Raw genomic sequence first — 23,532 nt, 5'->3', positions numbered from 1 at the left:
CACAGCACATGCTCTAATCACTGCTTCTTGAAGCGGACATGAACGAAACGGACGTCGTCATCATCGGTGCGGGGCACAACGGCCTCACCTGCGCGGCCTATCTCGCGATGGCCGGGCTGCGCGTGAAGGTCGTGGAACGCCGCAAGGTGGTCGGCGGCGCTGCGGTCACCGAAGAATTTTGCCCGGGCTTCCGCAATTCGGTCGCCGCCTACACGGTGAGCCTGCTCAATCCGCAGATCGTGTCTGACCTGAAACTTGCCGATCACGGCCTCAGGATCGTCGAGCGGCGCGCGCAGAACTTCCTCCCCGCGCCCGACGGCAGCTATTTGCTGACGGGCGAATGCCGAACCCGGGAGTCGGTCGCAAAGCTCAGCCGCAAGGACGCCGCCGCAATCGGCGTGTTCTCAGGGGAACTCGAAGCCATCGCCGACGTGCTGCGGCAATTCGTGCTGCGCGCACCGCCGAACCTCGTCGAGGGCTTTGGCATCAGCGCGATCAGCGAGGCCTTCAACGCGCTCGGCACCGCCAACATCCTGCGCCGGCTGTCGCTGGAACAGCAGCGCAATCTGCTCGACCTATTCACGCGATCGGCCGGTGAGATGCTCGACGAGCGATTCGAGAACGACCTCGTCAAGGCGCTGTTCGGCTTCGATGCCATCGTCGGCAATTATGCCAGCCCCTACGCGGCGGGCTCGGCCTATGTGATGCTGCATCATGCGTTCGGCGAGGTGAACGGCAAGAAAGGCGTCTGGGGCCACGCGATCGGCGGCATGGGTGCGATCACCCAGGCGATGGCGCGTGCCGCGCGCAGCCATGGCGTCGAGATCGAAACCGATGCTGCCGTCAGCGAGGTGATCGTCGAGAAGCAGCGCGCCGTCGGCGTCGTCCTCGACAATGACAAGACCGTGCGCGCCAAATACGTCGTCTCGAACGTCAATCCGAAGCTGCTGTACACACGCCTGGTGCCGGAGGGCGCATTGGCGCCCGAGTTTCGCGCGCGCATCTCACGATGGCGGAACGGGTCCGGCACGTTCAGGATGAATGTGGCGCTAAGTGCCCTGCCCTCGTTCACCGTGCTGCCCGGCCTAGGGGATCACCTCACGGCGGGGATCATCATCGCTCCGAGCCTCGGCTACATGGATCGCGCCTGGCACGACGCGCGCGAATTCGGCTGGAGCCGCGCTCCGGTCGTCGAGGTGCTGATCCCCTCGACGCTCGACGACAGCCTGAGCCCGCCGGGCCAGCATGTCGCGAGCCTGTTCTGCCAGCACGTCGCGCCGCAACTGCCCGACGGCAGATCGTGGGACGATCATCGCGAGGAGGTCGCCGATCTGATGATCGCAACCGTCGACCACTACGCGCCCGGGTTCGCAGGCAGCGTGATCGGCCGCCAGATCCTGTCGCCGCTCGACCTCGAGCGGCAATTCGGCCTGCTCGGCGGCGACATCTTCCACGGCGCGCTGACATTGAACCAGTTGTTCTCGGCACGGCCGATGCTCGGCCATGCCGACTATCGCGGACCTCTGAAGGGTCTCTACCATTGCGGTTCCGGCGCCCATCCCGGCGGCGGCGTCACCGGCGCCCCCGGCCACAATGCCGCGCGGGCCATCCTGGCCGACCATCGCGCGCTGTTCTCGTAGACGACACACCGCGCGCCGCGGGACAAGCTGAGGACAGGCGTGTTGAGAAGCTGTGGGTCTGCGGTGGACAGCGGCCTTGTCTCAAGACGGGATAACCGGTGGACGTCGCTGTGGACCGGCTGTGCGATCGACGCTGACAATCCCGGGAGAACGCAGTTGATGTCTTGTCGACAAGCTGCGTGTGGCTCTGTGGACAATCGGTCAAAAAGAAAACACCGGGCGACATGTCGCCCGGTGCTTCCCTGAGAACGCCGTTCGAGAAATTACTTCAGCGAGCCGCTGATCGAGTTGAAGGTCCCGCTCAGTGCCGTGCCGACGCCATTCACCGCAGCGATGATCGCGATGGCGATACCGGTCGCGATCAGTCCGTATTCGATGGCGGTCGCGCCGGATTCATCCCGCAAGAACTTAACGATAAAAGCCTTCATTGCAGCCCTGCCCTTGGTTGTGATGCCTTGGAACGAAGGGTGTTCCCAGTTCCGCCACCCTAGTAGTACGGCAACATCTAAGGTTGTCTGAACCGGGAACCTCTCAATTCTCGCGATATTCGATTGAATCCGGCTTGAAATTTTAACAAAAATCGCGCTACCGGCCTCCGATGACCCCGTCCACACACCGCGCCAGCGTCACCCTTCCAGATGAATCGACCGCAAAGCGCGTGGTAGATGCGCTTTCCGAGCTGTTTTTCGAGGATCAGGCGGCGTTTGCGGCCTTCGAGCGACCGGATGGCCGCTGGGACGTCACCGTCCATTTTGCCGAGCCGCCGGACCAAGATTTACTGCGCGAACTGGTTGGCCAGGTGCTGCGGCAGGATGTCGCATCGACTTTAGTCTTTGATACCGTGGAGGCCAAGGACTGGGTCAAGGCCAGCCTGGAAGATCTTGTCCCGGTCGCGGCCGGCCGCTTTATCGTCCACGGCCAGCATGACCGGCACCGGATCCCCCCCAACAAGCTCGGGATCGAGATCGAGGCGGCGCTGGCCTTCGGCACCGGCCATCACGGCACCACCCGCGGCTGCCTGCTGCTGCTCGACCACGTGCTGAAGGCGTATCAGCCCCGCCGCGTACTGGATCTCGGTACCGGGACCGGCGTGCTGGCGATCGCCGCCGCCAAGGCGCTGCACGGCAAGGTGCTGGCAAGCGACATCGACCCGCCGTCGGTCAGGGTCGCCGAGGAGAATGCCCGGCTGAACGGCGCCGGCGATCTGGTGGACGTGATCCGCGCCACCGGCTTTGCCGCTCCGCGCTTCGCCGAGGACGGTCCGTTCGACCTGGTGCTCGCCAACATCCTCGCCAATCCGCTGCGGCAGCTGGCCGGCCCGATGGCGCGTCACCTCGCCTCGTCGGCGCAGGTCATTCTCTCGGGCCTGCTGACGCACCAGGCGCCGGCGGTCATCGCCGCCTACCGCGCCCGCGGGCTGGTGCCGCTGCGGCATCTGAAGATCGAGGGCTGGAGCAGCCTGCTGCTGCGCTCCGTGAAGTGACCGCGACCGGCAGACAGTGCGGCGACTGCACGCTCTGCTGCAAGGTGATGGCGATCGAGGAACTGGCCAAGCCCGCCAACACGTGGTGCCCGCATTGCAAGCCGGGGCGCGGCTGCCGGACCTATCCGGGCCGGCCGGCGGAATGCCGCTCGTTCAGCTGCGTCTGGCTAGCGAACGAGCTGCTGGAGGAGCACTGGAAGCCTTCCAGGTCGAAGCTCGTCCTGACCACGTCGGAAGATGGTCTTGAGGTCAGATGCGATCCGGGCTTCCCCGACGCCTGGCGCAAAGAGCCGTTTTGCAACGAGCTCAGGGAATGGGCGATCTCCGGCGAGACGCTCGACATGACCGTCGTCGTGATCGCCGGCCAGCGCATGACGCTCGTGACGCCCGAGCGCGAATTCGATCTCGGCATCGTCGGCCCCGATGAGCGGATCGTGCGCGAGCTCGAGGGCGGCAAGGTCGTCAATGTGACCGTGGCGAAGGCTTCCGATCTGGAACGGTAGCCGCGATCCGTGGGTTGTTTATTCGGGCGCTGGCGAATCGCTACGGATGGTCTCGACCTTGTCCTGACCGGCCGCACGCTTGGCGCGCGCCTCGACAAGGCGGTCCAGCATCTGGACGATGACGCCGCGCTGCTTCTGTTCGACCGGCGCGATCGGGCCGCGGCGGACCGGCGGCGAGATCTTCTCAAACGTGAATGCAGGCATCGTGCATCTCCTCACCGTTGAGTTGAGACACTCCTGGACACTCCCCGTACGCTTGACCGTTGACGTGCAGTGGACATCGTCCGGCCAATTCCACTATGCCATATTCAAGCATAAGTTATGCCAAAAATATGGTCATGCTTGACCGCGCTCGCGCGAAGGTCATGCTTCATCCGAAGAGAGTGCGACGGCGATGTTCGAAGCCCATTTCCAGACGTTCGAAGAGCCCGAAGGCGGCGTGGCGCTGACTGCCCGCTTGAGCGCGCTGCGCGAGGAGCTGGCGCGGCGCAAGCTGACCGGATTCGTGGTTCCGCGCGCCGACCAGCAGCAAAATGAATATGTCGCGGCCTCCGAGGAACGGCTCGCCTGGCTGACCGGCTTCACCGGATCGGCCGGGCTCGCGATCGTGCTGAGCAAGGAGGCCGCCCTGTTTGTCGACGGCCGCTACACGCTGCAGGCCGGCAAGCAGGTCGACCGCAAGGCCTGGCAGGTCGAGCCGCTGGTCGAGCCGCCACCGGAGCACTGGCTGACCCGGCATCTGGCGGCCGGCGACCGCCTAGGATTTGACCCCTGGCTGCACACTTCTGCGGCAGCCGAACGGCTGGCCGCGGCCTGCGCCAAGGCCGGCGCGGAACTGGTCGCCGTCGACGGCAATCCGCTCGATGCGATCTGGCACGAGCGGCCGGCACCGCCGCTCGGTCCGGTTACGATCCACGGCGCGCAGTTTTCCGGGGAGATCGAAGCCGAGAAGCTCAAGCGCATCCGCCTCGAGATCAACAAGCTCGGCGTCGACGCGCTGGTGCTGTCCGACAGCCACGCGGTGGCCTGGACCTTCAACATCCGCGGCGCCGACGTCTCGCATACGCCGCTGCCGCTGTCCTATGCGCTGGTACCGAAGGAAGGCCGGCCGCTGGTGTTCATCGATCAGCGCAAGCTGTCCAACTCGACACGCGACCATCTCGAGCAATCGGCCGATGTCGAGCAGCCCGCGGCGCTGGCGGCAAAACTCACCGAGTTCGCCAAGCGCGGCGCCTCGATCGCGCTCGACAACGCGACCGCAGCCGACGCCCTGAGCCGCCTGATCGCGGGTGCCGGCGGCAAGCCGGTGCGCGGCAGCGATCCGGTCAGCCTCTTGAAGGCGGTCAAAAACATCACCGAGATCGAGGGCACGCGCACGGCGCATCAGCGCGACGCGGTGGCGCTGGTGCGTTTCCTCGCCTGGATCGATCGCGAGGCGCCCTCCGGCAGCCTCACCGAGATCGACACCGTCGAGGCGCTTGAGACGTTCCGCCGCCAGACCGGCGCGCTGAAGGACGTCTCCTTCCCGACCATCGCCGGCACCGGGCCGAACGGCGCCATCGTGCACTACCGCGTGACGCGCAAAAGCAACCGCCGCATCGAGCCCGGCGATCTCCTGCTGATCGATTCCGGCGCACAATATGAGGACGGCACCACCGACGTCACCCGCACCATCGCGATCGGCAAGCCGACCGACGAGATGCGCGACCGCTTCACCCGCGTGCTGCGCGGCCATATCGCGATCGCCCGCGCGATCTTCCCCGACGGCACCACCGGCGCGCAGCTCGACACGCTGGCGCGGCAATATCTCTGGCAGGCCGGGATCGATTTCGAGCACGGCACCGGCCACGGCGTCGGCAGCTATCTCAGCGTCCATGAAGGGCCGGCGCGGATTTCCAAGCTCGGCACCACGCCGCTGAAGCGCGGCATGATCCTGTCCAACGAGCCCGGCTACTACAAGACCGACGCCTACGGCATAAGGATCGAGAACCTCGAGCTCGTGATCGGCACCGACATTGCCGGCGCCGAGAAGCCGATCAATGCATTCGAGACGCTGACGCTGGCGCCGATCGATCGCCGCCTGATCGAGGTCAGCATGCTGAGCCCGGACGAACTGGCCTGGCTCAACGACTACCACGCCCGCGTTGCGCATGCGGTGCGCCCGCATCTCGACGACAACGCGACGAAGCTGTGGCTGGATGAGGCGACGGCGGCGCTGAAGTAGCGGCGCGCCCAGCCATCCGCACACTCGACGTCGTCCCCACTCGGTGTCATCCCCCCCGCGAAAGCGGGGGATTCAGTACGCCGCGGCCTCTCAATTCAAATACGCCTGCCTCTGGAATACCGCGTCCCCCGCTTTCGCGGAGGACGACAGCGGAATTCGCAGCTGACGACAGAGCGTTTATTGCGCGAGACGAAACATCGTCACCGCGTCTCCTGAAATCGCATGGGCGTATGCCGAAACACCCGTATTCCGCGCGGACGGGCACGCTACAGTCTTTCCACAATGCTGGATCGGACCTGAATGCACGGCGTGATGGGCAAGCCGCCCGGCGCGGCCAAAGACAACATCGCGACATCGAAGGTCATGCTGCTGATGCTCGTCGTGATGACGGGCGTGGCGCCGATCTCGCTCTACATGCTGGTGCCGGCGCTGCCGGTGCTGGCGACCACCTTCGGCCGCGACATCTCTATCGCGCAGATGACCGTGTCGCTCTACATGGTCGGCATCGCGCTTTCACAGCTGATCATGGGGCCACTGTCCGACAGGTTCGGCCGTCGGCCGGTGCTGCTCGCGGGCCTCGGTCTGATGGTCGTGGCCGGCGTCGGCTCGGTGTTCGCCGAGACCCTGCCGCAACTGATCGCGGCGCGCTTCTTCCAGGCGCTCGGCGGCGCCAGCGGCATGGTGATCAGCCGTGCCATCATCCGCGATCTCTATCCGCGCGAGCGGGTCGGCGCCATGATCAGCCTTGTCGTCGCCGCGCTGATGATCGCGCAGATGGTGAGCCCGCTGACCGGCGGCCTGCTGGAGACCACATTCGGCTGGCGCGCGATCCTCTATCTCATCACCGCGGCGTCGCTGATCACCACGATCTTCATCGCGCTGGCGCTGCCGGAAACCCGCCGCGACCGCGCCGACAGCTCCAGCTTCCGCGGCGACCTCGGCAAGCTGATGACGAGCCGCGCCTTCGTCGGCTATCTGCTGTGTCAGGTGCTGGCGTCGCAGATCATCTTCGCCTTCGCCGGCGGCGGCCCTTACATCGTGGTGACCCAGATGGGCCGGACCAGTGCCGAGTATGGCGCGTGGTTCGCGATGACGGGGTTCGGCTACTTCGTCGGCAATCTCTTGTGCGTGCGCTTCGCGCCGCGGCACTCGCTGGAGAAACTGATCTGGTTCGGCCTCGCGCTGCAGGTCGGCGGCAGCCTGTTGAACCTGGTCTGGAGTCTTACCGGAGTAAACCAGGCCCCACTCTGGCTGTTCGGCACCCAGATGATCGTGATGATCGCCAACGCCTTCGTGATGGCCAATTCCGCCGCCGGCGCGATCAGCATCCGGCCCGAAGCCGCCGGCACCGCCTCGGGCGCCATGGGGTTCCTGCAGCAGGGGATCGGCTCGCTGATCTCGCAATTCGGCGCCTATCTCGGCGGCCACTCCACCACGACGCTGCCGCTGACTGCGGCGATCTTCGCGATCTCGATCGCCTGCGCCTGCACCATGATCTTCGTCGTGCCGCGGCGGCAGGTGGTGGTGAGCGAGGAGCTGATCGCGCAGGCCGAGGAGGATGAGCAGGGGATGATGTGAGCAGTTCGTCATTCCGGGGCGATGCGCAGCATCGAACCCGGAATCTCGAGATTCCGGGTTCGCCTCTTCGAGGCGCCCCGGAATGACGGACAACCCTACTCCCCGATCAGCTTCAGCCACTCGTCCTCGGTCAGCACCTTGACGCCGTGCTTCTGCGCTTCGGCAAGCTTCGAGCCGGCGCCCGGCCCCGCGACGACGTAGTCGGTCTTCTTCGACACCGAACCGGCCGCCTTGGCGCCCAGCCGTTCGGCGGTCGCCTTGGCCTCGTCGCGCGTCATCTTTTCGAGCGATCCGGTGAACACCACGGTCTTGCCGGCGACCGCCGAATTGCTCTTCGGCTTCTCGGCGTCGATGATCTCGTCGAGCTCTCCGGTCAGCCGCTCGACGATGCCGCGATTGTGGCTCTCGCCGAAATAGTCGGCGATGCTCTTGATCACGGTGTCGCCGATCTGGTCGAGCGCATCCATCTCCGCCATCGCTTCCTCGTCGCCCTTGGCGACCTTGAGGCAGGCATCGTGGAACGCGTCCCAGGAGCCATAGCCGCGCGCCAGTGCCAGCGCGGTGGTCTCGCCGACATGGCGCATGCCGAGCGCGTAGATGAAGCGTTCCAGGCCAATCCTGCGCCGGCTGTCGATCGCGGCGAACAGATTGCGCACCGAGGTCTCGCCGTAGCCTTCGATGTCCTCGAGCTTCAGCTTCGCGTTGCGCTTTTGCAGCGTGAAGATATCAGCCGGCTCCTTGACCCATCCCTCGTCGAAGAAATATTGCAACTGCTTCACGCCGAGACCGTCGATGTCGAAGGCGCGGCGCGACACGAACAGAATGAGGTGTTCGACCTTCTGGAACGGACAGGCGAACTCGCCGGTACAGCGGGCGCGCGATCCCTCCTCGCCAGCCGCGGTCTCCTCGCGCACCACGTCGGTGTGCAGCGGACACGGGCATTTCTTCGGGAAGTGGAATTCCTTCGCGCTCTTCGGCCGCTTGTCGATCACGACGTCGACGACCTGCGGGATCACGTCGCCGGCGCGCTGGATCACCACGGTGTCGCCGATCCTGATGTCGCGTCCCTCGCGCAGCACCTCGCCCTTGTTGCCGATGCCCTTGATGTAGTCCTCATTGTGCAGCGTGACGTTCTGCACGATCACGCCGCCGACACCGACCGGCTCGAGCTTGCCGACCGGCGTGAATGAGCCGGTGCGCCCGACCTGGATCTCGATGTCGCGCAACACCGTCATGGCGCGCTCGGCCGGGAATTTGTGCGCGATCGCCCAGCGCGGCGTGCGCGACACGAAGCCGAGCCGCTCCTGCCAGTCGATGCGATCGACCTTGTAGACGACGCCGTCGATGTCGTAGTCGAGCTCGGCGCGCTGCTCCTCGATCTTGCGATGGAAGGCGATCAGCTCCTCGACCGAGTGGCACAGCTTGGTCAGCGGATTGGTCTTGAAGCCGCACCGCTCGAACCAGTGGATCATGCCGGTCTGGGTATCCTCCGGCAGCGCGCTCATCTCGCCCCAGGCATAGGCGAAGAAGCCGAGCGGCCGCGAGGCAGTGATTGTGGGATCCTTCTGCCGCAGCGAGCCGGCCGCCGAATTGCGCGGATTGGCGAAGATGGTGTCGTCGGCCGCCTTCTGCCGCTCGTTGAGCGCGAGGAACGCCTTCTTGGTCATATAGACCTCGCCGCGCACCTCGCAAATGTCGGGCACGTTGCGGCCCTTCAGCTTCTGCGGCACGTCCTCGAGCGTGCGGATGTTGGCGGTGACGTCCTCGCCCTCGGCGCCGTCGCCGCGGGTTGCCGCGGTGACGAGTTCGCCGCCCTCGTAGCGCAGCGACATCGAGAGCCCGTCGATCTTCGGCTCGGCCGAGAAATCGATCTTGTCATCCGGCAGCTTGAGGAAGCGCGTGATGCGCCCGACGAAATCGACCACGTCGGCTTCCGCGAACGCGTTGTCGAGCGACAGCATCGGCAGCGAATGACGAACCTTCCGGAAGCGCCCCGACGGCGCGGCGCCGACCTTCTGCGACGGCGATTCCGCGGTGACGAATTCAGGGAAGCGCTTCTCGATCGCATTGTAGCGCTGCCGCAGCGCGTCGTATTCGGCGTCGGTGACGCTCGGCGCATCGTCCTGATAGTAGCGCTTGTCGTGACCTTCGAGCTCGAGCGCAAGGCGCATCAACTCGACCTTGGCCTGGGCCTTGGTGAGCTTGTCGACGTCGGAGAGTTCTTTCTTTTTTACTGCTTTAGCCATGCGACGGGCGCGCTATAGTTTTTCGTCATTCCGGGGCGGTCCGTCAGGACCGAACCCGGAATCTCGAGATTCCGGGTTCGATGCTTCGCATCGCCCCGGAATGACTGTGTGGGAAATGGGGCTCATGTCGTACTACGTGTACATTCTAGCAAGTCGACGAGACGGAGCAATCTATGTTGGGATCACCAACGATCTCGTGCGGCGGGTCTACGAACATCGAATGAAGGCCGTCCCAGGCTTCACGTCCAAATACAACATCACGCAGCTGGTTTGGTTCGAAATCTACGACGACCCGATCTCCGCGATATCACGCGAGAAGGAGCTCAAGAAGTGGAAGCGAGCGTGGAAGACGCAATTGATCGAAGCGAGCAATCCGCAGTGGAATGACTTGTACGAGTCGATCTGTACCTGAGGTGGTCATTCCGGGGCATCGCGCAGCGATGAACCCGGAATCTCGAGATTGCGGGTTCGATGCTTCGCATCGCCCCGGAATGACGAGGGGAGAGATTACGCTGTCGCCGCCCGGAGCAGCCGTTCCGCGGCCGCCCTCGCCTCCGCGGTGATCTCGGCGCCGGCCAGCATGCGCGCGATCTCCTCGCGGCGGTGGTCGGCGGCGAGCGCGTTGACGCGGGTGGCGACCCGCTTGCCCTTGTCGAGCGCATCCTTGGAGATCAGGAGATGCTGGCTGGCGCGGGCCGCGACCTGCGGCGCGTGCGTCACCGCCATCACCTGCACCTTGCCGGCAAGGCGCGCCAGCCGCGAGCCGATCGCATCGGCCACCGCGCCGCCGACGCCGGTGTCGATTTCGTCGAACACCAAGGTCGGCGCCGAGCCGCGATCGGCCAGCACGACCTTCAGCGCCAGCAGGAAGCGCGACAGTTCGCCGCCGGAGGCGACCTTCATCATCGGCCCCGGCTTGGTGCCCGGATTGGTCTGCACCCAGAACTCGACACGGTCGATGCCCTGCGGCCCCGGCGCGGCCGCGTTGCTGTCGACCTGGGTCATGAACTTCGCGCGCTCGAGCTTGAGCGGCGCAAGCTCGGCGTTGACGGCCTTGTTGAGCTTCTCGGCGGCCTTGGTGCGCGCCGCCGACAGTTTGGCGGCAGCTGCCGCATAGCGCTTGTCGGCTTCGGCGGCGGCCGCTTCCAGCTTCTTCAGCTGGTCGGCGCCGGCATCGATCAGCGCGACGTCGCCGGCATATTGCGCCGCCAGCGCGGCCAGCAGATCGACCGGCGTCGAATATTTACGCGCGGCCGCGCGCAGCGCGAACAGCCGCTCCTCGATGCGCTCCAGCTCGGCCGGATCGAAATCGGTTGCCGCCAGCGCGGCGTTGAGGTGCTGGTCGGCTTCTTCCAGCGCGTTGATCGCAATATCGATCGCCTTGACCGCGGGCTCGATCAGCGCGGGCGCATTGGCGGCGCGCCGTTCCAGCCGCCGTACCGCCGCCGACAGCGACGCCACCGGCGAATGCGAGCCGCCGATCGCCTCCTGCGCCTCGCGCAGATCGGTTGCGATCTTCTCGCCCTGCATCATGGTGGTGCGGCGACCCGCGAGCTCGGTCTCCTCGCCTTCCTTCGGCGCCAGCGTCTTCAATTCCTGCGAGGCATGGCGCAGATAGTCGGCCTCGCGCGCGGCGCGCTCCATGCCGGCGCGATGCTCGTCGAGATCAGCATTGGCAGTCCGCCTGATATCCCACAGCGCTTCCAGCGCCGCGGCGTCCTTCTCGTGTCCGGCGAAGGCGTCGAGCAGCTGGCGATGGGTGGAGGCGTCGACCAGCGCGCGCTCGTCATGCTGGCCATGGATCTCGACCAGCACGGCACCGACCGCCTTCAGGGTCTGCACGCTGATCGCCTGATCGTTGATGAAGGCGCGGGTGCGGCCGTCGGCGAGCTGCACGCGGCGCAGGATCATCTCACCGGTGTCGTCGAGGCCGTTCTCGGCCAGGATCCCGGCCGCCGGATGCCCCTTCGGGACGTCGAACATGGCGGTGACCTGCCCCTGTTCGGCGCCGTGGCGCACCAGTCCGGCATCGCCGCGGCCGCCTAGCGCCAGCGCAAAAGCATCGAGCAGGATGGATTTGCCTGCGCCGGTTTCGCCGGTCAGCACCGCGAGGCCACGGGAAAATTCGATATCGAGCCGTTCGATCAGGACGATGTCACGGATCGACAGACGCGCCAGCATGCGAGGACAATTCCTAGCCGAGACCTATCTTCTTGAAGGTCCTGCTGATCCAGGATCCCTGATTCTCGCTCGGCTCGAGACCGCCGGACTTTACTAGATTATATGCGTCCTTGTACCAGCGGCTGTCTGGAAAATTGTGGCCGAGCACCGCGGCCGCGGTCTGCGCCTCGCCGGCGATGCCGATCGCCATGTAGGCCTCGGTGAGGCGGTAGAGCGCCTCCTCGACGTGGCGCGTGGTCTGGTACTGCGTGACCACGGTCTTGAAGCGGTTGATCGCGGCGGTGAAGTCGCGCTTGCCCATGTAATAGCGCCCGACCGCCATTTCCTTGCCGGCGAGCTGGTCGCGCGCAGCCTGGATCTTGGACTTGGCCTGGGTGGCGTATTCCGAGGTCGGATATTTGCGGACCACCTCTTCGAGCGCCGCGATCGCCTTCTCGGTGCGGCTCTGGTCGCGCGAGATGTCCGGGATCTGGTCGAAATGCGATGCCGCGATCAGGTACTGGGCGTAGGACGCGTCCGGGCTGCCGGGATGCAGCGTGACGTAGCGGGTGGCAGAGCCAATGCAGCTGTCGTAGTCGCCCGCCTGGTAGAACGAATAGGCCGACATCAAGAGCGACTTGCGCGCCCAGTCGGAATAGGGATGCTGACGGTCGACTTCCTCGAACTTCTTCGAGGCGGCCTTCAGGTCCTTCTTCTCGTTCATCATGTACAAGCCCTCATTGTAGAGCTTGTCCGCGGGCTCATCGACGAACGTGTCGTCCTTGGCCATGAACTTGTCCCACAGCGCGCCGGTGCCGCAGCCGCTGAGCGGCATGGCCAGCACGATCAGCCCCGCCGCAAAACGCAGCGTGCGCGCGGCCTTGGTCAGGCCGGAGACGTCAGAAGAATTGCGTGATTCGAGCGCCATACGCATTGCCGACATGGATTTTAAAACCTGACGCCTTTGATGCGGTTAACGGCGACCCCACTCCACCCATGAACCGCGGTCATGGATGCAATATTTCCAGTGCCTTGACTGCCGTTACTCGCAACCGCAGGCCTGCTTAGCCGAAAAATGACCGTGGACCAACCGAATACGGAGCCATTCCGCCGGGAATAAGGCGACCCGACGAAGCTCACAGCCTGCTGTGGTTATTACGGAAATTGGGCCCGACCGGCCAGGCGATCAGGACTTGGGCGATCAGGACACGTCCGGGCCATAGGCCGGGGCGACGAGACCGCCCACGGTGCCTGCACCCGCTTCGACATGGCCACGGGCCGGCCGCCGAGCCGTCTCCGATTCGACCACCCGCCAAGCGCTACGGTCGGCGAGCAGCGCCTTCAGCACCGCGTTGTTGAGCTTGTGGCCGCCCCGTACCGAACGGTAGCTGCCGAGCAGCGGCAGGCCGGCCAGCGCCAGATCGCCGATCACGTCGAGCACCTTGTGGCGGGCGCATTCGTCGGCGTAGCGCAGGCCCTCGGCGTTGAGCAGACGGGCCTCGTCGAACACCACGGTGTTGTCGAAGGACGCGCCGAGCGCGAAGCCTGCACCCCACAGCCGCGCCACGTCGCTCATGCAGCCGAACGTGCGGGCACGGGCAACCTCGCGGCGGAAACCTTCCGGCGACAGATCGAAGGTGAAGGTCTGGCGACCAATCACCTGGTTGGTGAAATCGATCTCGACTTCGGTGCGGAACCCGCCGGCGAACGGACGCAGCTCGCCAACCGATTCGCCGATCTTGACCTGCACCGGCTTCAAAACCTGGATGAAGCGGCGGACGCCGGGCTGGGTCACAATGCCGGCCTGATCGATCGCCGCGACGAACGCCGCAGCGCTGCCGTCCATGATCGGAACTTCGGCGCCGTCGACTTCGATGGTGGCGTTGTCGACGCCCATGCCGCGCAGCGCCGCGAGCACGTGCTCGGCGGTGGAAACCAGCGGCCCTTCGCGGTCACCCAGCACCGTCGCGAACTCGGTCGCGATCACCGCATCGGCGGTGGCCACGACTTCACGGTCGGAACCGTCGAGACCGGTGCGGACAAAAATAAAACCCGCATCAACAGGTGCAGGTCCCATGGTGAGACTGACAGGAAGACCGGAATGAACGCCTACGCCAGTCACGGTGGCTTGCGACCGAAGCGTTGTTTGACGGCTGAACTTCATTCGATAATGCCCACTACCCGACTTCACTCAATTCAAGTGGCCAATTTCCCCAAGGCCGACTCGCTTGAGCTCCCCAAGTCACGGCAGACCATAGTCACGGCCCTAAACCGCGCCAACTCACGCTTCTTTACCGATTGTTACCCCATCTCCGCCGCATTCACGCCCAAGGTAAACCAAACTACGGCAGCGAAAGCGGTCCTCGGCGATGCGCCATCTGACCACCGAAAGAATAATTAATCATTTAAAATCAGTTGCTTGTTCATCCGGCGCGATCGCCTGCCCGCGACAAGGAAAAGGCCCCGGCGATTCCCCGCCGAGGCCTTCTTCGTGGCCAAGATTGTAACAAACTTCAGTTTGCCTGCCGGCGCAGGAAGGCCGGGATATCAAGATGGTCGTCGCCCTGTGGCGCTGGGGCAACAGGTGCCTGGCGGCCATGAGCGTCCAGACCCTGCGGCGCTGGGCGCTTTGCATATTCGGATACCGGCGATTCGTTCGCCGAGATCTGCTGGGCGACGCTGCGGGCCGGCTTGCGCTCGGGCAGCGGCGGCATCGTCGGCATGGCCGGACCGGAGCTACGGGCCGCGATCGGCGGCTCGGTCTCTTCGTCGCGGCGGCCGAGGCCGACATTGGCCAGTCGCTGCAGCAGCGACAGGCGGGTCTTCTGCGGGTGTTCCGGTTCGCCGTCACCGCTGGCCTGGCGGATTTCGGCCTGCGCCGGCATCGGCAGATCCTCGAACTTCGGCATCCGCGGAGCACGGACCGGCGACCGTTCCGCCGCCTGCGGGATGAAGGTCTCGGGCGGCATCGGCTCATGCTGCTCGGCCCGGGCGGCCTCGTGGTCCGGGAACAACGAGGGCTTCTGGGCAATCGGCCGCACGGTGACGTCACCGTAGGAGGCCTGCTGCATCGGCGCCTGGGCGGCCGGCGCGCTGTCGGGAGCAACCGCGGCGGCGATCGCCGCGAGCGCGGCGCGCTCGACGGCCGGACGCTGCTGCTGGCCGGCCGGAGCCGCAATCGGGGCGACCGTCACGCCGGTCGGCGGTTCCAGCTTCTGGGCACGCTCGGCCATGCGCTGATTGTCGGCACGCAGGCGGGCGGTCAGATCGGCCAGCCGGCTCTCCGGCGAACCGCCCGACTGCTGCGCGGCGGGAGCCTGGGCTCGGGAGGCGATCGCGGCCTGCTCGATACCAGTTGCGACCACCGAGACGCGAATGACGCCGTCGAGCGATTCGTCGAAGGTGGCGCCGACGATGATGTTGGCGTCGGCGTCGACTTCTTCGCGGATGCGGGTGGCAGCTTCGTCGACCTCGAACAGGGTCAGGTCCTTGCCGCCCGTGATCGAGATCAAGAGGCCGCGGGCGCCCTTCATCGAGCTGTCGTCGATCAGCGGGTTGGCGATCGCGGCTTCCGCGGCGGTCAGCGCGCGCTTCTCGCCGGTGGCTTCGCCGGTGCCCATCATCGCCTTGCCCATTTCACGCATCACGGCGCGGACGTCGGCGAAGTCGAGGTTGATCAGACCTTCCTTGACCATCAGGTCGGTGATGCAGGCGACGCCCGAGTACAGCACCTGGTCGGCCATCGCGAAGGCGTCGGCGAAGGTGGTCTTCTCGTTGGCGACCCGGAACAGGTTCTGGTTCGGAATGATCAGCAGCGTGTCGACCACCTTGTGCAGCTCGGCGATGCCGTGCTCGGCGGTGCGCATGCGGCGCTGACCTTCGAAGTGGAACGGCTTGGTCACCACGCCGACGGTGAGGATTCCCATCTCGCGCGCGGCCTTGGCGATCACGGGTGCAGCACCGGTGCCGGTGCCGCCGCCCATGCCGGCGGTGACGAACACCATGTTGGCGCCGGTGAGGTGATCGCGCAGCTCGTCCATGACCTCCTGCGCGGCCGCAGCGCCGACGTCGGGCTGCGAACCGGCGCCGAGGCCCTGGGTGACCTGGGTGCCCATCTGCACGATGCGCTGCGCCTTCGACATGGTCAGCGCCTGCGCGTCGGTGTTGGCGACGACGAAGTCGACGCCCTGCAACCCGGCGGTGATCATGTTATTGACGGCATTACCACCCGCGCCGCCGACGCCGAAGACGGTGATCCGCGGTTTCAGCTCGCTGATGTCAGGGGGTGTCAGATTGAGTGCCATGGTTGCCTCTCTCGATTATGCGCGCGTTGGTTCGTCCCGGCCGCTGGCCGCCGGAGCTGGTGAAAATGCAGTGAGCCGGGGTGCGGTCATCAGAAGCCCTCGCGAAGCCATCGTCCGACCTTTCCGAAGTAACCGTCTGTCCCTGTCCTGAGCTGCCGCGTGCGCCGCGGTTCGACATGTTCAAGATGTGCGTATTGCGGATAGACCAGGAGGCCCGTCGGCACCGAGAATGAGGCGCCCTTCGCCTCGTTCGGCAGCCGGCCGAAGCCGAGCGGACGGCCGATGCGGACCTGACGGTTCAGGATGCGGGTGGCAAGCTCGACGGTGCCGGTGAGCTGCGAGGCGCCGCCGCTCAACACGACGCGCGCCCTCGGCTCTGCCGCAAAGGGGGAATCCGCGAGCCGGTCACGGACCATTTCGAAAATCTCCTCGGCGCGATGCCGGACAATGTTCGCAATCGTGGCGCGGGACACGATTTGCGGTGTCTCCCGATCATCGCCTGCAGTGGGAACGGACATCAGCTCGCGCGAGTCCGAACCGCCGGTCAGCACCGTGCCGTATAAGGTCTTGATTCGCTCGGCATCCGCAATGCACGCGCCGATGCCGCGCGCAAGGTCCATCGTGATGTGTTGTCCGCCCAGCGCAAATCCGGATGCGTGCACGAGACGTCCGCCGGAGTATGTCGCGATCGTGGTCGATCCCGCGCCCATCTCGACGACGGCAGCGCCGAGATCGGCCTCGTCGTCGGTCAGGACCGAGAGGCCCGCGACATAGGGGCTCGACGCCATGGCTTCGACGTTGAGATGGCAGCGCTCGACCACCAGCATCAGGTTCTTGGCGACCGTCGCGTCCGACGTCACCACGTTCATGTCGACGCCGAACTGGCGCGCCACCATGCCTCGGGGATCGCGGATGCCCTTGACGCCGTCGAGTGCGTAGCCGACCGGCAGCGCGTGCAGCACGGTGCGGCCCGCGCCGGCGGCGTGGCGCATGCCGGCGGACGTGACGCGGCTGATATCGTCCGAGGTCACCGAGCCGCCGCGGATATCGGCCGCGGCCTCGACCAGCTGGCCGTGCTGCCGGCCGCCGGAGACCGACAGCAGGACGGATTCGACACGGACCTTGGCCATGCGCTCGGCCAACGCCACCGCGTGGCGCACCGCCTTCTCGCATTCGGCGAGATCGACCACGGAGCCGGCCTTGACGCCGCGCGACTGAATCTGGCTGTAGCCGATCAATTCGACCGCATGGGTGCGTCCGCGCAGCGCCTCGTTCGGCGGCGATGGCCTCAGCCGCGCGATCATGCAGGCGATCTTGCTGGAGCCGACATCGAGCGAAGCCACCATCGCGGTGCGCTTCTGCATCGGGCGGGTCTTCGGGGTCAGGTTGCGATCGAGGCCGGTCATGCGGAGTCACCGGCCTTCTTCTTGGACTTCTTGTCCTTGAACAGTTCGTCGCGCGCCTTGCCGGCGTCCTCCGACAATTGCACGATAAGCCGATCGGGCAGCCGCATGTCGACGGCGACAATGTCGCGCGAGAACAGCTTCTCGTCCTTGTCGAGCCTGGAGAGCGCAGCGAGCGCGTTGCCGACGTCGTTCTCTGGCAGGCGGACGTCGAGACCGTCCTTGAGGCGCAGGTTCCAGCGCCGCTCGCCGACGAAGATCGCCGCCTTGGTCACCGAACGGACCTGCGGATAACGGTCGAGCAGCGCCAGGAAGTCGTGGGCCCTGACGTCGGCGCCCTTGCCGACCACCAGCGGCAGATTGAGGAAGCGGCGCGAGACGTAGGGCTCGAGCACCGCGCCGTCGGAGGCGATCACCGACAGGCGGCCGTTCTGCTGCCACAGCGCGAAGGCGGTGCGCTCGACGATGTCGATCTGCAGCCGGCCCGGATAGAGCTTCAGGATCGTGGCATCCGCGATCCAGGGATTGGCCTTCAGCTTGGCGCGCACGGTGTCGGCGTCGAGGAACAGCAGCGAGGAGCGGCCGTTGACGCCGCCGATCGCGAGCACCTCGTCCTGGCTTAGCTGCTTGCGGCCGTTGATGCCGACGGTGGTGATGCGGAAGCCGGCGGTATTGGCAAGCGCGTTGCGGGCATCGCTGAGCGCGGTGGTGAATTCCTCGACATGACCACCCTTGACGATGCCAAGGGCCAGGCTGCCGAACAGGATCGCGAGCGTCGCGACCAGCCCGATGCGGCGCGGCAGATAGCGTTCGACCATCAAGATGTAGCGGTTCGGCGGCTCGCGATCGATGATGACTTGCGGCCGCTTGGCGGGACGCCGCCTGCGGCGTGCGAGATGGGCGCCGACATACTCGCGCAGCAGCACCGCCGCTCCAATAGCGGCTGCTCTCAGGTCAGCTTGAGGCCCCAGCGATCGCAGCGATCGGGTGAGGCGTCCTGCACCATCCATTGCACGAGCTCGTCACATGTTGCGCCCGCAAACCCCGCGGGTCCCGGCACAAATCACGTCTCGGCTAGACCGGTGGGATTAGAGTGGCCCCCTGTTCCCTGGTTGCGATCCTCGAAGCGGTAATCCGCGACAGCTCACGCCCCGGCAGCCAAGCGCTACATGCGCCGCCGCGTTAACCTTCGGGCTTCCTGGTAAACAAAGGGTAAATGACTTCGGCCTGGAGCGTGTTTTGATCAACGCTGTGAGTACTTTGCCGCGAACTCGTTAGCATTTTAGCAACAGCGCCCGGGTTCCATCCGGCCGACCAGGGCGGGTTCCCCCCGGCCGGGCATTAACTTCGGACGCGGCGGCGGGCCAGCTCGATCTGGTCGGTGAGGAAGTCGGAAAAGGCGATACCCTGTGCTTTCAAGGCCTTAGGGTACAGTGATGCCGCGGTGAGCCCCGGCAGAGTGTTGGTCTCGAGATAGACCGGGCCATTGGCCGAGACGATGAAATCGCTGCGCGAGTAGCCGGTGCAGGACAGCGCGCGGTGCGCCCGCAGCGCATGGTCCATGATCGCGGCGCTGACCTCGGGCGCGAAGCGGCCAGGACAAATCTCCTGGGTCGACTTCAAAAGGTATTTGGCTGTGTAGTCGAAGGTTCCCTCCCCCGGCACGATCTCGATCGGCGGCAGCGCGAACACGGAGCCGTCGGACTGCTCGAGCACGCCGCAGGTCGCCTCCACGCCCGATACGAACGGCTCGATCAGATACTCTTCATGCTTCGCGGCATTGCGGACCGCGACGAGATCCTGCTTCGCGTTGACGAAGATCAGCCCGTAGCTCGATCCGTCCTTGGCCGGTTTTGCGATCAGCTTGCCGTGTTTCGCAAAGGCGTCATCGATCTGTTCGACATTGATGCCCTGCGGCGCGTTGAGGCCCGCGATCGCGGCGAAGCGCTTGGCCGACGGCTTGTCGAACGCCAGATGCGACGATGCCGAGCCGGAGCCGGTGAACGCGACGCCGCGCATCTCGCACATCGCCTGCAACTCGCCATTCTCGGCGCGGCCGCCGTGCAAACCGAACACCAGCACACGCTGCTCGGCGCTCGCCTTGTCGAGCGCCTGGTCGAGTGCGATGCCGCGACCGTCGGGTTTGAAGTCGACCTCGAACGGACGCGTGTGGCCGAGCAGTTTTTCCGACGTCACCGCGTGCACGGTGTCGTCGACGTCCCAGAACCAGAGATCCGCGTCTGGCAGCGCGCGGTGCAGCGCCTGCGTGCTCGCCACCGAGACCAGACGCTCCTTGTTGGTGCCGCCGAACAGAATGGTCACCTGCATCTTCTTTGCCTGTCTTCGCTGCTTCCGTCATTCCGGGATGGTCCGAAGCACCAGACCGGACTCTCGAGATTCCGGGTTCGATGCTGCGCATCGCCCCGGAATGACGACTACGATGAATTCCCGATCCGCTTGATTTCCCAGTGTAGCTCAATTCCGCTGCTTTGCTTGACCCGTTCACGCACCGTCTCGCCGAGCGTCTCGATGTCGTGCCCGGTAGCGTTGCCGGTGTTGATCAGGAAATTGCAGTGCATCTCTGACACCTGCGCGCCGCCTATTTTGAGGCCGCGACAGCCGGCGGCATCGATCAGCTTCCAGGCGCTGTTGCCGGGCGGATTCTTGAAGGTCGAGCCGCCGGTCTTCTCGCGGATCGGCTGCGCGGTCTCGCGATGGCTCTGCACCTCGTTCATGCGGGCGCGGATCGCCTCAGCATCGGTGATCGTGCCGCGGAAGCGCGCCGAGGTGAACACGATCGACGGATCGGCGCCGCTGTTGCGATAGACGAACTTCATGTCGGCATTGCCGAACGTATGCTTCGTTCCGTCGCGGCCGATGCCGGTGGCCTCGATCAGCACGTCCTTGGTCTCGCCGCCATTGGCGCCGGCATTCATGCGCAGCGCGCCGCCGACGGTGCCGGGAATGCCGAAGAAGAATTCCATGCCGCCGATGTCAGCCGCCGCAGCCGTCTCGGCGACGCGCTTGTCGAGCGCCGCAGCGCCGGCGATGACGACATCGCCGGCCGCGCTGGTCTCGCCGAACGCGCGCGGCGCGAGCCGGATCACGACGCCGGGCATGCCGCCATCGCGCACGATCAGATTGGAGCCGACGCCGACGACATAGACCGGCAATTCCTGCGGCAGGCGCTTCAGGAAATATGCGAGGTCATCTTCATCTGCCGGCGTGAACAACACCTGTGCCGGGCCGCCGACGCGAAACCAGGTCAACTCGGCCAGCGACTGGTTCGCCAGCAGCCGCCCGCGCAGCTCCGGCATCGCGGCTTTCAGGTCGGGCGTGATGTCGGGGAAGGTCACGATCACCCCAACGCCTTCAATTCGCCGGGCAGCGCGTAGGCCCATTGCGTGATGTTGCCGGCGCCGAGGCAGACGACGAGGTCGCCGGGCTTGGCAAGGCCGTGCACGATCTTCGCGAGCTCGCCCGCGTTCGGCAGCGGCACCACATTGCGATGGCCGTGGGCGCGCAGGCCGGCGGCGAAATGATCACGGTCGACGCCGGCGATCGGCGCCTCGCCGGCCGGATAGACCTCGGCGACCACGACCGCATCGGCGTCGTTGAAGCAGGTGCAGAATTCCTCGAACAGCGATTGCAGGCGGGTGTAGCGATGCGGCTGCACCACGGCGACGATCTTGCCGTTGACGGATTCCCGCGCCGCCTTCAGCACGGCTGCGATCTCGACCGGATGATGACCGTAATCGTCGATCACGGTGATGCCGTTGGTCTCGCCGGTCTTGGTGAAGCGCCGCTTGACGCCGCCGAAGCCGGCCATGGCCTGGCGGATGACGTCGTCGGACACGCCAAGCTCGTGCGCGACCGCGATCGCCGCCGTCGCATTCGATGCGTTGTGGCGCCCCGGCATCGGCAGCATGATATCGGCGATCTCATGGATCGCGCCGGATTTGCGATCGCGGATCGCGACCGAGAATTTCGAGCCGCCGCCCGTCGGCGTCAGATCCTTGAGCTGCGCATCGGCCTGCGGGTTCTGGCCGTAGGTGATGATGCGGCGGTCTTCGATCTTGCCGACGAGCGTCTGCACCACGGGGTGATCGGTGCACATCACGGCAAAGCCGTAGAACGGGACGTTCTCGACGAAATTGCGGAACGCGTCCTGGATCGCCTCGAAGGTCTTGAAGTGATCGAGATGCTCGGGGTCGATATTGGTGACGATGACGACATCGGACGGCAGCTTCAGGAAGGTGCCGTCGCTCTCGTCGGCTTCGACCACCATCCAGTCGCCGGCACCGAGCCGCGCGTTGGAGCCATAGGCGTTGATGATGCCGCCATTGATCACGGTCGGGTCGAGCCCGCCGGCGTCGAGCAGGGTCGCCACCATCGTGGTCGTGGTGGTCTTGCCATGGGTGCCGGCGATCGCGACGCAGCTCTTCAGCCGCATCAGCTCTGCCAGCATCTCGGCGCGCCGCACCACCGGAATGCGTCGCGCGCGGGCCGCCATCAGTTCGGGATTGTCGCGCTTGATCGCAGTCGAGACCACGACGACATCGGCGCCGTCGACATTCTCGGCGGCGTGGCCGACCGAGACCTTGGCGCCCTTCTTGCGCAAGCGGTCGAGGTTGTAATTGTCCGAAGCATCGGAACCCTGCACGGTGTAGCCGAGATTGATCAGCACCTCGGCGATGCCGCTCATGCCGATGCCGCCGATCCCGACGAAGTGAATGGGTCCGATCTCGCGCGGCAGTCTCATGATGCTAACACCTTCATCGTCTCCGGACTCACCCCGGCAATTCTCCGACTTATGAAAGACTGATATGGCCGGGACAAGCCCGGCCATGGCGTCCCACGGCCGAAATTCCTCGAAAGCGGCCTAAATTCCGGCCACTTTCGCAACCAGATCGGCCAGCCGCTCGGCGGCATCGAGCCGGCCGACGCCGCGCGCGGCTTCCGCCATCGCGGTCAGTTTCGCGGGCTCGGCGGCGAAGGCCGAAATGTCAGCGGCCAGCCGCTCGGACGTGAAGTCGCTCTGCGCGATGCGCAGCGCGCCGCTCGCCTGCGACAGCACGCCGGCATTGGCAAACTGGTCCTGATCGATCGCGCCGGGCAGCGGCACCAGGATCGAGGGCCGGCCGATCGCGGCGAGTTCGGCCACCGTGCCGGCGCCGGAGCGCGAGATCACGAGCTGGCTCGAGGCGAGGCGCGCCGGCAGGTCGGCGAAGAACGGCGCGAGCTCGGCGTTGATCTTGAGCCGGTCGTAGACGGCGCGCACCCGATCCATGTCTTCTTCGCGCACCTGCTGGGTGATGATCAGGCGGCTCCACAGCGCGGGCGCGAGCTGCTCGATCGCGGGCGGCACGATATCGCTCATCACCCGCGCGCCCTGGCTGCCGCCGACGACGAGCAGGCGCAGCGGACCGTTCGCCTCGGGCGGCGTGTATTTCACCGCAGCGGCCGCAAGGATCGCCGGCCGCATCGGTGTGCCGACCGTGGTGGCCTTGCCGGCCAGCGCGGGATCGCGATCGAGCACGCCGGGCAGCGAGGTCGCGATCGCGTTGACGCGGCCGGACAGGAAACGGTTGGCGCGGCCGAGCACCGCATTGGCGTCATGGATGATGCCGGGAACGCCGAGCAGCCGCGCCGCCATCAGCGGCGGCAAGGTCGGGTAGCCGCCGAAGCCGACCACGGCCGCGGGCTTCAGCCGCCGCACCAGACTGGTGGCGACCAGCGTGCCATAGCCGAGCATCAGCGCGGTCCGCGCCAGCGAGATCGGGTTGCGACTGCGCACGGTCGCGCTCGGCACGAGGTCGATGCTCTCCCGGCCGAACAGGCCGGAATAGCGCAGCGCGCGGCCGTCGGTGGCGAGCCGGACCCGCAGGCCACGCCTGATCAATTCCACGGCGAGCGCTTCTGCCGGGAACAAATGGCCGCCGGTGCCACCGGCCGCCAGCAGAATCAGGGGCGCATTGTCCATGGCCGCCT

Annotated in this window: 19 protein-coding genes and 1 pseudogene; 6 read left to right on the top strand and 14 right to left on the bottom strand. The window is 65.9% G+C overall.

Going from position 1 to position 23,532, the window contains the following annotated elements; genetic code table 11:
* Positions 1–38: 38 nt before the first annotated feature.
* Positions 39–1,640, top strand: a complete 1,602-nt coding sequence (locus tag Q2M23_RS01100; RefSeq protein ID WP_316393738.1) for an NAD(P)/FAD-dependent oxidoreductase — start codon at positions 39–41, stop codon at positions 1,638–1,640.
* A gap of 263 nt (positions 1,641–1,903) precedes the next feature.
* Here Q2M23_RS01100 and Q2M23_RS01095 read toward each other — a convergent pair whose 3' ends face one another.
* Positions 1,904–2,068, bottom strand: coding sequence for a Flp family type IVb pilin (locus Q2M23_RS01095; protein ID WP_316393736.1), 165 nt, complete (start codon positions 2,066–2,068; stop codon positions 1,904–1,906).
* A gap of 170 nt (positions 2,069–2,238) precedes the next feature.
* On the opposite strand from Q2M23_RS01095, the gene Q2M23_RS01090 reads away from it, so the two are divergent.
* The gene (locus Q2M23_RS01090) at positions 2,239–3,123 is read left to right on the top strand and encodes a 50S ribosomal protein L11 methyltransferase (protein WP_316393735.1); all 885 of its coding nucleotides are present in this window, start codon (positions 2,239–2,241) and stop codon (positions 3,121–3,123) included.
* Positions 3,120–3,626, top strand: coding sequence for a hypothetical protein (locus Q2M23_RS01085; RefSeq protein WP_316393733.1), 507 nt, complete (start codon positions 3,120–3,122; stop codon positions 3,624–3,626). The genes Q2M23_RS01090 and Q2M23_RS01085 overlap by 4 nt, the downstream gene beginning before the upstream one ends.
* 18 nt (positions 3,627–3,644) lie before the next feature.
* Here Q2M23_RS01085 and Q2M23_RS01080 read toward each other — a convergent pair whose 3' ends face one another.
* Complete coding sequence (locus Q2M23_RS01080) at positions 3,645–3,830, bottom strand: hypothetical protein (RefSeq protein WP_028342170.1); 186 nt, start codon at positions 3,828–3,830, stop codon at positions 3,645–3,647.
* A gap of 190 nt (positions 3,831–4,020) precedes the next feature.
* Between Q2M23_RS01080 and Q2M23_RS01075 the strand changes: the two genes are divergently transcribed.
* Together Q2M23_RS01075 and Q2M23_RS01070 are read left to right on the top strand one after the other, a co-directional pair.
* A complete protein-coding gene (locus Q2M23_RS01075; RefSeq protein WP_316393731.1) occupies positions 4,021–5,850 on the top strand; it encodes an aminopeptidase P family protein in 1,830 nt (609 codons plus the stop codon).
* A gap of 300 nt (positions 5,851–6,150) precedes the next feature.
* Positions 6,151–7,428 (top strand): multidrug effflux MFS transporter, encoded by a 1,278-nt coding sequence (locus tag Q2M23_RS01070; RefSeq protein WP_316393730.1) that lies wholly within the window; start codon positions 6,151–6,153, stop codon positions 7,426–7,428.
* 95 nt (positions 7,429–7,523) lie between these two features.
* Here the strand turns inward: Q2M23_RS01070 and ligA are convergent, their stop codons facing one another.
* Positions 7,524–9,674: an NAD-dependent DNA ligase LigA gene (gene ligA, locus Q2M23_RS01065; protein WP_316393729.1), complete on the bottom strand. Its 2,151-nt coding sequence runs from the start codon at positions 9,672–9,674 to the stop codon at positions 7,524–7,526.
* 124 nt (positions 9,675–9,798) lie between these two features.
* Here ligA and Q2M23_RS01060 point away from each other — a divergent pair, with 124 nt between their 5' ends.
* On the top strand, positions 9,799–10,086 hold the full coding sequence (locus Q2M23_RS01060; RefSeq protein ID WP_057015104.1) for a GIY-YIG nuclease family protein: 288 nt from the start codon (positions 9,799–9,801) through the stop codon (positions 10,084–10,086).
* A 95-nt stretch (positions 10,087–10,181) separates the two neighbouring features.
* Here the strand turns inward: Q2M23_RS01060 and recN are convergent, their stop codons facing one another.
* From recN to murG, 11 genes and pseudogenes are all read right to left on the bottom strand, one after another.
* Positions 10,182–11,855 carry a DNA repair protein RecN gene (recN, locus tag Q2M23_RS01055; RefSeq protein ID WP_316393728.1) on the bottom strand — a complete coding sequence of 558 codons (1,674 nt, stop codon included), beginning with the start codon at positions 11,853–11,855 and terminating at the stop codon, positions 10,182–10,184.
* A 13-nt stretch (positions 11,856–11,868) separates the two neighbouring features.
* Positions 11,869–12,777, bottom strand: coding sequence for an outer membrane protein assembly factor BamD (locus tag Q2M23_RS01050; protein WP_028332540.1), 909 nt, complete (start codon positions 12,775–12,777; stop codon positions 11,869–11,871).
* A gap of 258 nt (positions 12,778–13,035) precedes the next feature.
* Positions 13,036–13,998: a UDP-3-O-acyl-N-acetylglucosamine deacetylase gene (gene lpxC / locus Q2M23_RS01045; RefSeq protein WP_168858441.1), complete on the bottom strand. Its 963-nt coding sequence runs from the start codon at positions 13,996–13,998 to the stop codon at positions 13,036–13,038.
* Positions 13,999–14,347: 349 nt separating this feature from the next.
* Positions 14,348–16,138: a cell division protein FtsZ gene (gene ftsZ, locus Q2M23_RS01040; protein ID WP_168858442.1), complete on the bottom strand. Its 1,791-nt coding sequence runs from the start codon at positions 16,136–16,138 to the stop codon at positions 14,348–14,350.
* Between the two features lie 89 nt (positions 16,139–16,227).
* Positions 16,228–17,544 carry a cell division protein FtsA gene (gene ftsA, locus Q2M23_RS01035; protein ID WP_028332543.1) on the bottom strand — a complete coding sequence of 439 codons (1,317 nt, stop codon included), beginning with the start codon at positions 17,542–17,544 and terminating at the stop codon, positions 16,228–16,230.
* Positions 17,541–18,551, bottom strand: coding sequence for a cell division protein FtsQ/DivIB (locus tag Q2M23_RS01030; protein ID WP_316393727.1), 1,011 nt, complete (start codon positions 18,549–18,551; stop codon positions 17,541–17,543). The genes ftsA and Q2M23_RS01030 overlap by 4 nt, the downstream gene beginning before the upstream one ends.
* A pseudogene (locus Q2M23_RS01025) lies at positions 18,491–18,784 on the bottom strand (D-alanine--D-alanine ligase); the annotation flags it as partial. The pseudogene Q2M23_RS01025 and the gene Q2M23_RS01030, both read right to left, overlap by 61 nt.
* Before the next feature lie 98 nt (positions 18,785–18,882).
* Positions 18,883–19,869, bottom strand: a complete 987-nt coding sequence (locus Q2M23_RS01020) for a D-alanine--D-alanine ligase (RefSeq protein ID WP_057015000.1) — start codon at positions 19,867–19,869, stop codon at positions 18,883–18,885.
* A 107-nt stretch (positions 19,870–19,976) separates the two neighbouring features.
* Positions 19,977–20,897, bottom strand: coding sequence for a UDP-N-acetylmuramate dehydrogenase (gene murB, locus Q2M23_RS01015; RefSeq protein WP_076824233.1), 921 nt, complete (start codon positions 20,895–20,897; stop codon positions 19,977–19,979).
* 2 nt (positions 20,898–20,899) lie between these two features.
* Complete coding sequence (gene murC / locus Q2M23_RS01010; RefSeq protein WP_316393726.1) at positions 20,900–22,303, bottom strand: UDP-N-acetylmuramate--L-alanine ligase; 1,404 nt, start codon at positions 22,301–22,303, stop codon at positions 20,900–20,902.
* Between the two features lie 120 nt (positions 22,304–22,423).
* Positions 22,424–23,524: an undecaprenyldiphospho-muramoylpentapeptide beta-N-acetylglucosaminyltransferase gene (murG, locus tag Q2M23_RS01005; RefSeq protein ID WP_316393724.1), complete on the bottom strand. Its 1,101-nt coding sequence runs from the start codon at positions 23,522–23,524 to the stop codon at positions 22,424–22,426.
* Between the last annotated feature and the right edge of the window lie 8 nt (positions 23,525–23,532).

It is taken from the genome of Bradyrhizobium sp. 33ap4 (assembly GCF_032654765.1).
GTDB lineage: Bacteria > Pseudomonadota > Alphaproteobacteria > Rhizobiales > Xanthobacteraceae > Bradyrhizobium > Bradyrhizobium australafricanum.
This window is presented reverse-complemented; position numbering and strand designations above follow the sequence as displayed.

Coding starts and splice junctions, on each gene's coding strand:
- Q2M23_RS01020 (WP_057015000.1), bottom strand. CDS start 19,869: ATGCAGGTGACCATTCTGTTCGGCGGCACCAACAAGGAGCGTCTGGTC.
- murC (WP_316393726.1), bottom strand. CDS start 22,303: ATGAGACTGCCGCGCGAGATCGGACCCATTCACTTCGTCGGGATCGGC.
- murG (WP_316393724.1), bottom strand. CDS start 23,524: ATGGACAATGCGCCCCTGATTCTGCTGGCGGCCGGTGGCACCGGCGGC.
- recN (WP_316393728.1), bottom strand. CDS start 11,855: ATGCTGGCGCGTCTGTCGATCCGTGACATCGTCCTGATCGAACGGCTC.
- Q2M23_RS01030 (WP_316393727.1), bottom strand. CDS start 18,551: ATGGATGGTGCAGGACGCCTCACCCGATCGCTGCGATCGCTGGGGCCT.
- Q2M23_RS01050 (WP_028332540.1), bottom strand. CDS start 12,777: ATGTCGGCAATGCGTATGGCGCTCGAATCACGCAATTCTTCTGACGTC.
- lpxC (WP_168858441.1), bottom strand. CDS start 13,998: ATGAAGTTCAGCCGTCAAACAACGCTTCGGTCGCAAGCCACCGTGACT.
- Q2M23_RS01100 (WP_316393738.1), top strand. CDS start 39: ATGAACGAAACGGACGTCGTCATCATCGGTGCGGGGCACAACGGCCTC.
- ligA (WP_316393729.1), bottom strand. CDS start 9,674: ATGGCTAAAGCAGTAAAAAAGAAAGAACTCTCCGACGTCGACAAGCTC.
- Q2M23_RS01080 (WP_028342170.1), bottom strand. CDS start 3,830: ATGCCTGCATTCACGTTTGAGAAGATCTCGCCGCCGGTCCGCCGCGGC.
- Q2M23_RS01090 (WP_316393735.1), top strand. CDS start 2,239: ATGACCCCGTCCACACACCGCGCCAGCGTCACCCTTCCAGATGAATCG.
- Q2M23_RS01095 (WP_316393736.1), bottom strand. CDS start 2,068: ATGAAGGCTTTTATCGTTAAGTTCTTGCGGGATGAATCCGGCGCGACC.
- Q2M23_RS01075 (WP_316393731.1), top strand. CDS start 4,021: ATGTTCGAAGCCCATTTCCAGACGTTCGAAGAGCCCGAAGGCGGCGTG.
- Q2M23_RS01060 (WP_057015104.1), top strand. CDS start 9,799: ATGTCGTACTACGTGTACATTCTAGCAAGTCGACGAGACGGAGCAATC.
- ftsA (WP_028332543.1), bottom strand. CDS start 17,544: ATGACCGGCCTCGATCGCAACCTGACCCCGAAGACCCGCCCGATGCAG.
- ftsZ (WP_168858442.1), bottom strand. CDS start 16,138: ATGGCACTCAATCTGACACCCCCTGACATCAGCGAGCTGAAACCGCGG.
- Q2M23_RS01070 (WP_316393730.1), top strand. CDS start 6,151: ATGCACGGCGTGATGGGCAAGCCGCCCGGCGCGGCCAAAGACAACATC.